The 13,327-nt window shown below is 58.8% G+C and carries 13 protein-coding genes; 4 read left to right on the top strand and 9 right to left on the bottom strand.

Annotated elements, in window-relative coordinates; genetic code table 11:
* Positions 1–65 precede the first annotated feature (65 nt).
* Positions 66–827: an SDR family oxidoreductase gene (locus tag HU763_RS07250; protein WP_186688943.1), complete on the bottom strand. Its 762-nt coding sequence runs from the start codon at positions 825–827 to the stop codon at positions 66–68.
* A gap of 175 nt (positions 828–1,002) precedes the next feature.
* Between HU763_RS07250 and HU763_RS07245 the strand changes: the two genes are divergently transcribed.
* Complete coding sequence (locus HU763_RS07245) at positions 1,003–2,004, top strand: NADP-dependent oxidoreductase (RefSeq protein ID WP_186688942.1); 1,002 nt, start codon at positions 1,003–1,005, stop codon at positions 2,002–2,004.
* 129 nt (positions 2,005–2,133) lie between these two features.
* Here HU763_RS07245 and pyrF read toward each other — a convergent pair whose 3' ends face one another.
* Positions 2,134–2,835, bottom strand: a complete 702-nt coding sequence (gene pyrF, locus HU763_RS07240; RefSeq protein ID WP_186688941.1) for an orotidine-5'-phosphate decarboxylase — start codon at positions 2,833–2,835, stop codon at positions 2,134–2,136.
* A 181-nt stretch (positions 2,836–3,016) separates the two neighbouring features.
* Here pyrF and HU763_RS07235 point away from each other — a divergent pair, with 181 nt between their 5' ends.
* Complete coding sequence (locus HU763_RS07235; protein ID WP_186688940.1) at positions 3,017–3,184, top strand: DUF2897 family protein; 168 nt, start codon at positions 3,017–3,019, stop codon at positions 3,182–3,184.
* A gap of 102 nt (positions 3,185–3,286) precedes the next feature.
* On the opposite strand, the gene HU763_RS07230 is transcribed toward HU763_RS07235, so the two are convergent.
* Positions 3,287–3,622, bottom strand: a complete 336-nt coding sequence (locus tag HU763_RS07230; protein ID WP_186688939.1) for a ComEA family DNA-binding protein — start codon at positions 3,620–3,622, stop codon at positions 3,287–3,289.
* Between the two features lie 529 nt (positions 3,623–4,151).
* Between HU763_RS07230 and wecB the strand changes: the two genes are divergently transcribed.
* Positions 4,152–5,285 carry a non-hydrolyzing UDP-N-acetylglucosamine 2-epimerase gene (gene wecB / locus HU763_RS07225; protein WP_186688938.1) on the top strand — a complete coding sequence of 378 codons (1,134 nt, stop codon included), beginning with the start codon at positions 4,152–4,154 and terminating at the stop codon, positions 5,283–5,285.
* Positions 5,286–5,580: 295 nt separating this feature from the next.
* Here the strand turns inward: wecB and rfbC are convergent, their stop codons facing one another.
* From rfbC to rfbB, 4 genes are read right to left on the bottom strand one after another with little or no spacing between them, the layout of a single operon-like run.
* Positions 5,581–6,129 (bottom strand): dTDP-4-dehydrorhamnose 3,5-epimerase, encoded by a 549-nt coding sequence (gene rfbC / locus HU763_RS07220; RefSeq protein WP_186688937.1) that lies wholly within the window; start codon positions 6,127–6,129, stop codon positions 5,581–5,583.
* Complete coding sequence (rfbA, locus tag HU763_RS07215; protein ID WP_170028827.1) at positions 6,129–7,010, bottom strand: glucose-1-phosphate thymidylyltransferase RfbA; 882 nt, start codon at positions 7,008–7,010, stop codon at positions 6,129–6,131. Before rfbA ends, rfbC begins: the two co-directional genes overlap by 1 nt.
* Before the next feature lie 8 nt (positions 7,011–7,018).
* Positions 7,019–7,924, bottom strand: a complete 906-nt coding sequence (rfbD, locus tag HU763_RS07210; protein WP_186688935.1) for a dTDP-4-dehydrorhamnose reductase — start codon at positions 7,922–7,924, stop codon at positions 7,019–7,021.
* Positions 7,921–8,991: a dTDP-glucose 4,6-dehydratase gene (gene rfbB / locus HU763_RS07205; RefSeq protein WP_186688932.1), complete on the bottom strand. Its 1,071-nt coding sequence runs from the start codon at positions 8,989–8,991 to the stop codon at positions 7,921–7,923. The genes rfbD and rfbB overlap by 4 nt, the downstream gene beginning before the upstream one ends.
* Positions 8,992–9,171: 180 nt before the next feature.
* On the opposite strand from rfbB, the gene HU763_RS07200 reads away from it, so the two are divergent.
* Positions 9,172–9,753 carry a hypothetical protein gene (locus HU763_RS07200; RefSeq protein WP_186688929.1) on the top strand — a complete coding sequence of 194 codons (582 nt, stop codon included), beginning with the start codon at positions 9,172–9,174 and terminating at the stop codon, positions 9,751–9,753.
* A gap of 190 nt (positions 9,754–9,943) precedes the next feature.
* Here the strand turns inward: HU763_RS07200 and HU763_RS07195 are convergent, their stop codons facing one another.
* Positions 9,944–11,941 carry a polysaccharide biosynthesis protein gene (locus tag HU763_RS07195; RefSeq protein ID WP_186688926.1) on the bottom strand — a complete coding sequence of 666 codons (1,998 nt, stop codon included), beginning with the start codon at positions 11,939–11,941 and terminating at the stop codon, positions 9,944–9,946.
* A 158-nt stretch (positions 11,942–12,099) separates the two neighbouring features.
* A complete protein-coding gene (locus HU763_RS07190; protein ID WP_186688924.1) occupies positions 12,100–13,278 on the bottom strand; it encodes a DegT/DnrJ/EryC1/StrS family aminotransferase in 1,179 nt (392 codons plus the stop codon).
* Between the last annotated feature and the right edge of the window lie 49 nt (positions 13,279–13,327).

Here is a 13,327-nt window from a genome sequence, read left to right as displayed (position 1 = left end):
AAGGCCGCTCCTACAACCGGGTTCAGGGATATGGCTGCGCTCAGTGATTGCCCTGCGAGAGCGGTTCAGATCGCCGTCGCCCCACCATCCACCGTCAGGCAGTGCCCAGTGGTAAACGCTGCGCCGTCGCTGCACAAGTACAGTACCGCGCTGGCAATTTCCTCGACCTTGCCAATACGCCCTACCGGGTGCATGGCAGCGGCGAACTCGGCCTTGCGCGGGTCGGCCTGGTAGGCGCGGCGGAACATCTCCGTGTCGATCACCGCCGGGCACACCGCGTTCACGCGGATGCCCTTCTTGGCGTACTCGATGGCCGCCGACTTGGTCAGGCCGATCACGGCGTGCTTGGAGGCACTGTAGATGCTCATTTTCGGCGCCGCGCCCAGCCCTGCGACCGAAGCGGTATTGACGATCACCCCAGCGCCCTGGGCCAGTAGCAGCGGCAACTGGTACTTCATGCACAACCACACGCCTTTGACATTGACGCCCATGATGGCATCGAACTCTGCTTCGCTGCCCTCGGCCAGGCGGCCCTGCTCTATCTCGATACCGGCGTTGTTGAAGGCATAGTCCAGCCGGCCATAGGCGCCAAGCAGGCGCTCGTGCAACTGGCGCACCTCGGCGTCACGGGTAACGTCGCAGGCGATGAACAGCGCCTCGCCACCTGCAGCGCGGATCAACGCCACGGTGGCCTCGCCGCCGACCGCGTCGAGGTCGGCCACCACCACCTTCAGGCCCTGCTGGGCGAACGCCAGGGCGGTTGCCCGGCCGATGCCGGCGGCAGCGCCGGTAACCAGGGCGACCTGGCCGGAAAAGGTCATGCTCATCGCGTGCTCCTGAGAGTGCTGGGTGGGGTGCAAAGCATAGTCAGCCACCGTCTGGCCGGGCAGCATCATCACCCCTCCGGTTGGGCTACCATGCTTGTCAGTGATGTTACGGACCTGCCTCCATCAACAAGGTAGATTTAACGCCCGATTCCTCCACTGCCCACAAGGACCTGCCATGACCCAGACCAACCGCCGCTTCCTGCTCGCCAAACGCCCGGTCGGCGCCGTGCGCCGTGACGACTTCAGCTTCGAGACCGTTCCTGCCGAACAACCCGGCGAAGGCCAGGTACTGGTGCGCAACCTGTACCTGTCGCTGGACCCGGCCATGCGCGGCTGGATGAACGAAGGCAAGTCCTACATCCCGCCCGTGGGCCTCGGCCAGGTGATGCGAGCGCTGGGCGTTGGCGAGGTGGTCGCGTCCAACCACTCCGGCTTCAAGCCGGGCGACCATGTCAGTGGCGCCCTGGGCGTGCAGGACTACTTCACCGGCGATGCCCAGGGCCTGCACAAGATCGACCCCAGTCTGGCGCCCCTGCCCCGCTACCTGTCGGCACTGGGCATGACTGGCATGACCGCCTACTTCGCCCTGCTGGAAGTCGGCCAGCCCAAGGCCGGCGACACGGTGGTGATTTCCGGTGCGGCGGGTGCGGTGGGCAGCATCGTCGGGCAGATTGCCAAGATCAAAGGCTGCCACGTAGTCGGCATTGCCGGCGGTGCCGAGAAGTGCCAGTACCTGAAGGACGAACTGGGCTTTGACGGGGTGATCGACTACAAGGCCGAGGACGTGCTGGCTGGGCTGAAGCGCGAATGCCCGAAAGGCGTCGATGTGTATTTCGACAACGTGGGTGGCGACATCCTCGATGCCGTGCTGACCCGCATCAACTTCAAGGCCCGCATCGTGATTTGCGGCGCAATCAGCCAGTACAACAACAAGGAAGCGGTGAAAGGCCCGGCCAACTACCTGTCGCTGCTGGTGAACCGTGCGCGCATGGAAGGCTTTGTGGTGATGGACCATGCCAAGGACTATGGCAAGGCCGCGCAGGAAATCGCCGGGTGGCTGGCCAGTGGGCAGGTGAAGAGCAAGGAGGATGTGGTGGACGGGCTGGAGACCTTCCCCGAGACGCTGCTGAAGCTGTTCAGTGGGGAGAACTTTGGCAAGTTGGTGCTGAAGGTTTGATTGCGGGGTTGGGCTTGCAGCTGTAGGCCTTGGGAGGATCAGCGCTGGGTAGATCGAGCGCCGCGTGGGCGGCGCTCGATTTCGCCGGCACTAGGGCGCTCAAGGCGAGCACCTCAGGCAGGCATCTTATTACCCACGAATCTCCGCCACCACCGCGGCCAGCGCCTGCGCCGGGTCGGCGGCCTGGCTGATCGGGCGGCCGATCACCAGGTAATCCGAACCGGCATCCAGGGCCTGGAGCGGGGTGAGAATACGGCGCTGGTCATCCTGCGCGCTGCCCGCCGGGCGAATGCCCGGGGTGACCAGTTGCAGCGCCGGGTGCGCCGCCTTCAGCGCCGGGGCCTCCAGCGCCGAGCACACCAAGCCGTCCATGCCGGCCTTCTCGGCCAGCGCGGCCAGGCGCAGCACCTGCTCCTGCGGGTCGATATCCAGGCCGATACCGGCCAGGTCTTCACGCTCCATGCTGGTCAGCACGGTCACGCCAATCAGCAACGGCTGCGGGCCGCTGCGCTTGGCCAGTTCCTCACGGCAGGCCGCCATCATGCGCAGGCCACCGGAGCAGTGCACGTTGACCATCCACACGCCCATCTCGGCCGCCGCCTTCACCGCCATGGCAGTGGTATTGGGGATGTCGTGGAACTTGAGGTCCAGGAACACTTCGAAGCCCTTGTCGCACAGGGTTTCGACAATGCCCGAAGCACTGCTGGTGAACAGTTCCTTGCCAACCTTCACCCGGCACAGCGCAGGGTCAAGCTGGTCAGCCAGCTTCAGGGCGGCCTCACGGGTAGGGAAATCCAGGGCGACGATCAGGGGCGTCTGGCAGGCGGACATGGCAGGGTCTCTTGGCAAGTCGAAAACGGCGCGCATTGTAAACGATGTGACGCAGGCTTTGGGGCCCGCAAGTCACGGAATTGGCCCGGCACGGCCTGGCTCCTATAATTGAACCAACGGAACGGGTAATTGCTCAAAATTCGTACAAGCGCTGCCCATCATCGGTAAAAGGAGAACGACCATGCCCTGGTATGCCTGGCTGATACTCATCATAGCCCTTGGCTCGATCATCGGCGGGCTTATGCTGCTGCGCGACACGGCGAAGAAACTGCCGCTGACCGAAGAGCAGCTGCGCAAGGTGCATGAGCGCAACGCCGAAGCGGATGCCAAGGATGCGCAAGACCGCTGAAGGGCCAACGCCCAAGAGCGGTCTTGTATCGCGACGGGCTGCACCGGCAGCCCAGGTTCCAGCAGGCCAGCTCAAGCCGAGAGGCTCATGCTGCTGCCAAGCCTACTCCACCATCAGCTTGTCCCGGTTACGCTCCAGCAAGGCGTTGCCAATGCCTTTGATCTCCAGCAGTTCATCCACCGAAGCAAACGGCCCATTGGCCTCCCGGTAGGCCACGATGGCCTCGGCCTTGGCCTTGCCAATGCCGTTCAGCTCCTTCTGCAACGTCAGCGCATCGGCGGTATTCAAATTCAGCCGCTGCGCTTGCTGGGCCGGTTGCTGGCTCACCATCGGCACCGGCTCGGGCATTGCCGTGGCGCTGCCCGGGGCGGCGCTGACGGAAAAGGACAGGCTGGCGAACAGGGGGAGCAAAAGGTACGACAGAACGTTGTTACGCATGGGGAAGATTCCTTGGGTTGGTCATTTTCCAGCAGCCGTTTTCCTTCGGCTGTGCAATCAACCCTAGCGGCGAAACCCAGACCAAAACAGCTACCACCCGCAGCGAATGATTACCAAATCAGTCAGCCACCGGCTCAACTTCGCCAACCCGAAAATCGATCACCATTCGCCATCTTTGCCTGCGGCCCAATAGCATTGGCAGCGTACCCCATCGCCTGTAGGCAAAACCCTGCTGGTCCGTGACTGCCTTCACAGCGGAGGCCGCCCTTATTCCCACAGCCCCCAGCGAACAGGGGCACTCAACCGCACAATCCATCGGCCAAACTACCGACACCAACTGACATCATGCGGCCCGACTGCTAGATTTTTAAGCGTATGGACGCCGTTTGCTTGAAGGACCGAAGCAGCATACCCTGACCCCCGCCGCTCGCCCTCGCACCAAGCCCGTCCAGCTGCCCCGCGTTTGCGCACCTGCCCTGCCCGGCCCACTGGCCGACAGCGGCCCCTGTCCAGCAAGAGGATCTTCGCCGTGCCCCTCAAGACCCTCACCGTATTCGGTACCCGCCCAGAAGCCATCAAGATGGCCCCACTGGCCCTGCAGCTTGCCCGCGACCCCCGCTTCGAATCCCGCGTGTGCGTGACCGGCCAGCACCGGCAAATGCTCGACCAGGTACTGGGCCTGTTCGAGATCACCCCCGATTACGACTTGAACATCATGAAGCCCGGCCAGGACCTGACCGGCGTGACCACGGAAATCTTGCAAGGCATCAAGCCGGTACTGGCCGAGTTCAAGCCCGACCTGGTACTGGTACATGGCGATACCGCTACCACCTTTGCCACCAGCCTGGCGGCCTATTACCAGAAAATCCCGATCGCCCATGTGGAAGCGGGCCTGCGTACCAACAACCTGTATTCGCCCTGGCCAGAAGAGGGCAACCGGCGCCTGACCGGCACATTGGCCGCGCTGCACTTCGCCCCTACCGCCACCTCACGTGACAACCTGTTAAGGGAAGGCACCGACCCGGCGAGCATTTTCGTCACTGGCAATACCGTGATCGACGCCCTGCTGGAAGTGGTGCGCAAGCTGGAGAGCCCGACGCTGAAAGTGCAGTTCGAACAGCAGTTCGATTACCTGGCCGGCCACCGCCGTATGGTGCTGGTAACCGGCCACCGCCGGGAGAATTTCGGCGGCGGTTTCGAACGCATCTGCGAAGCCCTGGTGCAGACTGCACGACAGTTTCCGGATGTGGATGTGGTGTACCCGGTGCATCTCAACCCGAATGTGCGCGAGCCGGTGAACCGGCTGCTGGCGGATGTGAGCAACATTCACCTGATCGAGCCTCTGGATTACCTGCCTTTTGTTTACCTGATGAGCCGCGCCTATGTGATCTTGACCGACTCGGGCGGCATCCAGGAGGAAGCCCCGGCGCTGGGCAAGCCGGTGCTGGTGATGCGTGATACCACGGAGCGGCCGGAGGCAGTGGCGGCGGGCACGGTGAAACTGGTGGGCACGGAGGTTGGTTCGATTGTTGGGGAACTGGCCAGGTTGCTGACCGATGAGGGGGCGTATCGGGAGATGAGCTTTGCGCATAACCCGTATGGTGATGGGAAGGCGTGTGGGCGAATTGTCGAGGCGCTGGAGGCGAGATTGGGGTTGGGCTGACAGGCGCAGGTCTTGAGATGTTTGTCGTTCGTGAGACCGAGCGCCGCCCGCGCGGCGCATCGCGAGCTGCGCTCGCTCCTACGTTTGTTTCGGGCCAGTAACACCTGTGACAGGCGCGCGCGACCGCCTGGTTGGTACGGCGCGATATCCCGTCATGCACCAAAGCGTACGCGCGCAAATCCCCCAGGAATAACTGGCCCGAAACAAACGTAGGAGCGAGCGCAGCTCGCGATGCGCCGCGCGGGCGGCGCTCGATCTCACAGGCGCCAAACCTCTCAAGCCCCCACAGCCCCCATCAGTCAAACAGCTCGGCCTGGCCCAACGCCTTGCCAAGCTTGTCCTTGGCGGACAACGTAGGCTCGAAGTCTATTGGCCACTCGATGGCAATTTGCGGATCGTCCCAGGCAATGCACCGTTCGCTCTCGGCCGCATAGAAGTCGGTAGTCTTGTAGACAAACTCCGCAGTCGCACTCAGCGTCACGAAACCGTGAGCGAAACCCGGTGGAATCCACAGTTGTTTGTGATTTTCCGCCGACAACACCGCCCCCACCCATTGACCGAAGGTGGGCGAACTGCGGCGGATATCCACGGCTACGTCGAACACTTCCCCCTGCACCACGCGCACCAACTTGCCCTGTGCGTGGGGCGGCAGCTGGTAATGCAGGCCGCGCAGCACACCCTTCACCGAGCGGGAGTGGTTGTCTTGAACGAAGTCTGGCTGTAGGCCAATCACTTCATTGAAAACACGCTTATTAAAACTTTCATAGAAAAAGCCACGCTCATCACCGAAAACCGTTGGGCTAAACAGGAACACTTCAGGGATGGCCAATGGAACAGCGTGCATTAAAATACCTTCACTTCAAGCAGGTTCTTCAAATACTGCCCGTAACCATTCTTGAGTAACGGCTGGGCAAGGCGTTCAAGCTGTTCTGCGTTGATCCAGCCCGCGCGATAGCAAATCTCTTCAGGGCATGCGACCTTGAGCCCCTGGCGCCGCTCCAGGGTGGCGATGTACTGGCTGGCATCCAACAGGCTGTCGTGGGTACCGGTATCCAGCCACGCATAACCACGCCCCATGATTTCCACCTGGAGCTGCTGCTGTTGCAGGTACAGGTTGTTGAGGTCAGTGATCTCCAGCTCACCGCGTGCCGACGGCTTCAATTGCCTGGCCAAGTCCACGACCTGGTTGTCGTAGAAATAAAGCCCGGTGACCGCATAGTTGGACTTCGGCGCTTTCGGCTTCTCTTCAATCGACAATACCCGACCCTTGTCATCGAACTCGGCGACACCGTAGCGCTCCGGGTCCTGGACGTGGTACGCGAAAACAGATGCCCCGCTCTGCTGCTGGTCCGCGTCAAGGAGCAGCGACTGAAAGTCGTGGCCATAGAATATATTGTCACCCAGCACCAGGGCGGACGCGGCGTTGCCGATAAAGTCCGCCCCGATCATGAACGCCTGGGCCAACCCGTCCGGGCTCGCCTGCACGGCATACGAGAGGTTGATGCCCCAACGGCTACCATCCCCCAGCAATTGCTCGAAGCGCGGCGTGTCCTGGGGGGTCGAGATGATCAGGATGTCCCGAATGCCTGCCAGTAGCAGCGTACTGAGCGGGTAGTAGATCATCGGCTTGTCGTATACCGGCAACAGCTGCTTGGACACGGACAGCGTGGCGGGGTGCAGACGGGTGCCAGAGCCGCCCGCCAGAATGAGTCCTTTACGTGCCATAACAATTCCTAGCGCTGGATTTCGTCCAGCATGCGTTGCACACCCTGTTGCCAAGGCGGCATCTTGAGATTGAAGGTCTCTTCCAGTTTAGCCAACGCCAGCCGAGAATTGCGTGGGCGCAGCGCCGGCAGCGGGTAGTCCTCGGTACTGATAGCGACCAGTTTCTCGGCTGACACCTTCAAGGCAACCCCGCTACGGCGGGCATGCGCCAATACGAACTGGGCATAGCCGTGCCAGCTGGTTTCACCGGCTGCTGCGAGATGGTAGGTGCCTGCCAGGCGACTCGCATCGTGAGCACGGAAGAGACGATGCAAAATATGCGCGGTGACATCGGCGATCAGCTCTGCACCGGTAGGGGCGCCAAACTGGTCCGCCACCACACTGAGTACATCGCGCTCGGCTGCCAGACGCAGCATGGTCTTGGCAAAATTCTGCCCGCGCGCAGCATATACCCAGCTGGTACGCAGCACCACGGCAGCGGCACCGCTGGCCTGGATGGCCAGCTCACCCTCGCGCTTGGTACGGCCATAGACAGACAACGGGGCGCTGGGGGCATCTTCTTGCCACTGCCCCTGGCCACTGCCATCGAACACGTAGTCTGTGGAGTAATGAATCAGCCAGGCGCCCAGCTTCGCGGCCTCCCGCGCCAGAACACCTGGCGCTTCGGCATTGATCCGGGCAGCCAGGGCAGGCTCGCTCTCGGCCTTGTCCACTGCCGTGTAGGCCGCCGCATTGACGATTACATCCGGGGCCAGCGAGCGCACTGTAGCGGCCAGCCCTTCAAGATTGGACAGGTCGCCACACAGGCCGCTTGCACCCTGGCGATCGAGCGCGATCAGTTCGCCCAATGGCGCGAGGGCGCGCTGCAGCTCCCAACCGACTTGGCCATTTTTCCCCAGCAGCAAGATCTTCAAACGCGGTCTACCCCATACTGCTGGGCAACCCAGTCGCGATAACTACCGTTCATGACGCCGTCGACCCACTGCTGGTTGGCTAGGTACCAGGCCACTGTCTTGCGGATACCTGATTCAAAGGTTTCGGCAGGCTTCCAACCCAGCTCGCGCTCGATCTTGCGTGCGTCGATGGCATAACGGCGGTCGTGGCCCGGGCGGTCGGTGACGAAACTGATCTGGTTGGCATAGGGCTGACCGTCAGCCCGCGGGCGAAGCTCGTCGAGCAGCGCACAAACGCGCTGGACAATGCCCAGGTTGGGCATCTCGTTCCAGCCGCCAATGTTGTACACCTCACCCACCTGCCCCGCCTCCAGCACCCGGCGGATGGCGCTGCAGTGGTCCTTGACGTACAGCCAGTCACGAATCTGCTGGCCATCGCCGTACACCGGCAGTGGTTTGCCAGCCAGCGCATTGACGATCATCAGCGGGATGAGTTTTTCGGGGAAATGCAGCGGCCCATAGTTGTTGGAGCAATTGGTGGTCAGTACCGGCAGGCCATAGGTGTGATGGTAGGCGCGCACCATGTGGTCGCTGGCGGCCTTGCTGGCCGAATAAGGGCTGTTTGGCTGGTATTGATGGGCCTCGGTAAACGCAGGCTCACCGGCCTTGAGCGAACCGTAGACCTCATCGGTAGACACATGCAGGAAGCGGAACACCGCCCTCTCCTGCGCATCTAGTGCTTGCCAGTAGCCGCGCACGGCTTCGAGCAACTGGAAGGTACCCACCACGTTGGTTTCCACGAAGGCCTGCGGCCCGTGGATGGAACGGTCGACGTGAGACTCGGCGGCGAAATTGAGCACCGCGCGCGGGCGGTGTTCTGCCAACAGCTTTTGTACCAACGCCCCATCAGCGATATCCCCCTGCACGAAAACGTGCTGCGGGTTGCCTTGCAGGCTTGCCAGGCTCTGCAGATTGCCGGCGTAGGTCAGCTTGTCCAGGTTGACGAGGGTTTCGCCTGACTGGCTTACCCAATCCAGCACGAAATTCGCACCGATGAAGCCAGCGCCGCCGGTTACCAGGATTGTCATAGGGTTGAACGCTTCTCGCAGAGTGTCGATGGGTGTTGTTGGCGCAATTCTAGACGGGAACGCTGGCAGTGTGTTGCGGTAAGACACCGTTCACGCTTTTGACAGTTGTTCGGGCGTTGACGGCGGGGCAAAATACGAGCCCTTCTCAGGAAAAGCCATCTAGGCTCACAGGGAGTGTCTATGCCTTCTGTTTTTCCCTCGGTCGCTGTTGCGGCCTTGTTTGCTTCCGCGCCTGTCTGGGCACAGTCCACGCAGCTTGCTGACCGGGTGGTGACGCCGAGTGCGTTTCTCGGGGTGGACCTGCAGGGGGACTTTTTGACTGAGGTGCCGGAGTGTGTGGAGGGGGATGTACGTCCTGCCGAGCCCTGCCGCGTAGCTACAGAGAAGGCGGGACGCTTCGAAGTGCGGGGGTTGCCGTATCTGCCGATTTCGCCGGGGTATAAGCTGTTTGCAACGGTGGATGGTGGGACTGTTAGTCAGTTGGTATTGACAGGTAATGCGAATAATTTGTATCTGGTTAAAGAACTGCTGACAGATAAACTTGGGCAGCCGGCGACTAGCGGGACTCATTGGGTGAAGTTAAAGTCCGGTGCTTCGTATGAGGCTGAGGTTTATAAGTGGAACTCTGAAGGGGTAGCTGTTGATTTTGGCCGAAACCTTAGTGATCTTGGCCAGTATTCGGTTACTTTTTCGACTTCGATGCTTGGTGCAGACGTGGGCCACCTCGAGGTCTTGCCATCGACTGACAGCCCCAGTCTGTAAGTTGACAGCATGTAAGTCCGAAGAAAAGCAACTGCAAAAAAAACGATGCGAGCAAACAAGGTAAGGATTGGCACGCACCATAAGCATCGAATATACCTTGGTGCGTTCCCGCTTCTTCATATTTAGCATCGATTAGCACAGATGCAGAAAATAATCAGCATTTTAAAAATGCTGATTAGTCCTAATACAGTCAGATATCTCTTAAACGTTGTTGATACACCCAGTCTACAATCTCACCCTCTGGTGTGTAACCGCTCACTAGCTCCCTTAGGAGTTGACGAACCACAGTGAAATCTTCGATTTCAACTGCCTTGAGTAGTAGCGTCAGGCGATCCTTGAGCACGTCCCATACCAAAAAATCTTCGCTTGCAGTCAGAATCATTGGGTGCCGGGTAGGAGAGACGTTATCGCCTATCAATAGCTCCTCATATAGCTTCTCCCCTGGCCGAAGTCCGGTAAATTCAATAGCGATGTCACCATGGGGATTCTTTTCGGACCTTACGCTCAAGCCCGACAGATGGATCATTTTTTCTGCCAACGCCGCAATTCTTACAGGTTCGCCCATATCCAAAACGAATACATCCCCGCCCAACCCCATTGACCCAGCCTGGATCACCAGCTGGGCAGCTTCGGGAATAGTCATAAAGTAACGGGTAATTTTAGGGTGAGTAACCGTTAACGGACCGCCAGCTTGGATCTGCTTATGAAAAAGAGGAATTACAGACCCCGACGAGCCGAGGACATTGCCAAAGCGCACCATCGTGAAGCGCGTTTTATTCACTCTGGCAACATTATCGGAATCACCGAATAATACGGGTGCGACCTCCTTGCTCAAAGCCTGCAAGACGAGCTCAGCCAAACGTTTGGTGCTTCCCATCACGTTAGTTGGCCGAACTGCTTTATCAGTCGAAATCAGCACAAAGTTTGCCACATTAGCCTGAAGCGCTGCCTGCGCCGTATTCAACGTGCCAATCACATTGTTCAAAACACCTTCAGCGATGTTGTGCTCCACCAACGGAACGTGCTTGTAGGCTGCTGCATGATAAACAGTGTTCACACCCCACATTGTCATGGTATCGACCAAGTGTTTTTGGTTTCGAATCGATCCCAGAAACGGCACCAATCGCACAGGAAGTGACTCACGCCGGATGCGCTGCTCCAACTCGCCGTGGATACTGTAGAGGTTGAATTCACTATGCTCAAACAGCAGTAGAGCTTTAGGCTCGAGCATGAGAATTTGACGGCACAACTCCGAGCCGATCGATCCCCCTGCTCCTGTCACCATGACCACCTGACCTGTCACGCAGTGAGCAAGCAAATCTTCTTGGGCCGGTACAGCATCGCGTCCCAACAAGTCAGCGATATCGACCTCCTGAATGTCATCAACTTTGACCCGACCACTGGCCAAGTCCATGAAGCCAGGAACACTGCGTACATGCAGGGGGAAATTTTCGAGCAACCCTAATATTTCACGACGACGTGCCCGACTCGCGGACGGGATAGCCAAAAGGATTTCCTCGGCTCCTGTCGCATCGATCATTTTCTGAATATCATTGCCACGAAATACCTGAAGGCCAGAAATAATTCGATCTGCAACACTCTCGTCATCGTCGATGAAAGCAACTGGACGCATCATACGACCAATTCGCAAAGCCGCGACTAACTGATTCCCCGCAGCCCCTGCACCGTAGATCGCAACTTTCGGCAAACCATTGTCACGGTTGGTAAACGGCACATGCTGTCTGGCAGCGAACCAATCACCCAGAAAATATTGCCGCATGATCAGGCGGAGACCACCGATCAACACCAGGCTTAGCCACCAGTAATTAAAAACGATGGAGCGGGGAACGACTGCTGTGTGGTTGCTGTGCCAATAAACAACCAACGCTAGAATCAAGGAGGATAGCGATACCGCTTTGCCAATGGCAATTAGCGCGTCATTGCCAAAATAGCGCATCACCGCACGGTACATACCGAATCGGATGAAAATGGGAATAGCGATGACTGGCGCAGCCAAGAATAACCAGTAGTGCAAACGTAACGGGTGATAGATTTCATCTATTCCAAGACGAACCAGAAACGCCAGCCACAGGGCGAACCAAACCAACACTACGTCAGTTACGACCTGAAGGGCGCGTTTGTAGCGTCGGGGCAATAGCAGCATCCCCGTACGCAGCTTATCCGTCATCCGCTTACTCTCCTGATTCCGAACCAAACCAGATCCCTTCCTATCACATTTTCCATAAGAGCTTCTTGCCATTGGCGGGTGATCCGACCAAAAACAAAAAATCACAATAAGGGCGCCACCTGTTCCGCGTAAAGACTTTAGGTGGAAGCCCCAAGATTTCATCGGCGAGCAGCGTTTTGCATGACCGTGATCAAGACATCGCAACTCTTTTCGATCTCTGCCTCCGTCAAGGTGGGATGGACCAGGAACATGAGGCTGGTTTCGCCCAATTGACGGGCCACAGGCAAGCGTTGCTGCGGTCGCCAGCCAGTGTCATCGAAAGCTTTTTCCAGATAAACCTCTGAGCATGACCCTGAGAAACACGGCACACCCAACGAATTTATTTCGTTCAGAATGCGATCACGGCTCCAACCCTCGGCGAGCTGATCGGGCTCCACAAAGACATAGCACTTATAGGCCGCGTGGATGCAGTCGGACGGAATTTCAGGAACCCGCAACCCCGGTAGGCCCTTGGCGCAATCCCAAATGCGATGAGCATTTTCCACTCGCGACTGATGCCACTGAGGCATGCGCCTCAACTGAATCCTGCCGATACCGCCTTGTACTTCAAGCATCCGCCAATTGGTACCGAAACTCTCATGCAGCCATCGGAAACCAGGAGCATGCTCACGCTCATAAACGGCATCCCAGCTTTTACCATGATCCTTGAACGACCACATTTTCGACCATAGCTCGCGATCATTCGTGGTGACCATGCCGCCCTCACCGCCAGTGGTCATGATCTTGTCCTGACAAAACGACCAAGCGCCGATATCGCCAATGGACCCAACGGGTTGGCCTTTGTAACGTGCGCCATGCGCCTGTGCGCAATCTTCTATCACACGGATACCATGCTCAGCCGCGAGAGCCATGATCGGGTCCATGTCACATGGCCAACCCGCTAGGTGTACGCAGATAATGGCCTTGGTGCGGGGGGACAGTACCGCGCTGATCGTAGATACATCGATATTCTGGGAGTCGGCGTTTACGTCGGCAAAGACCGGAACAGCACCAGCATTGATAATGCTGGATACCGAGGCAAGGAAGGTACGAGAGGTCACGATAACCTCGTCACCGGTCCCGATCCCCAGGGCCAACAGAGCGAGGTCCAGCGCCACTGTGCCGTTGGCAACAGCGACGGCAAAATTAGTTTCAGTCCAGGCAGCGAATTCACGTTCAAACTGACGACATTCCTGTCCTGTCCAATAATTGACCTTATTGGACAAAATGACATCACGCGCGCAGTTTGCTTCTTCTTCAGAGAACGATGGCCATGGGGAAAAGGGGGTGTTCAGCATTGAATTAATCCTGATTCATTAAGCTGGCAAGCATGCAAACGGCTGTACA

This window comes from Pseudomonas anuradhapurensis (assembly GCF_014269225.2).
Lineage (GTDB): Bacteria > Pseudomonadota > Gammaproteobacteria > Pseudomonadales > Pseudomonadaceae > Aquipseudomonas > Aquipseudomonas anuradhapurensis.
This window is presented reverse-complemented; position numbering and strand designations above follow the sequence as displayed.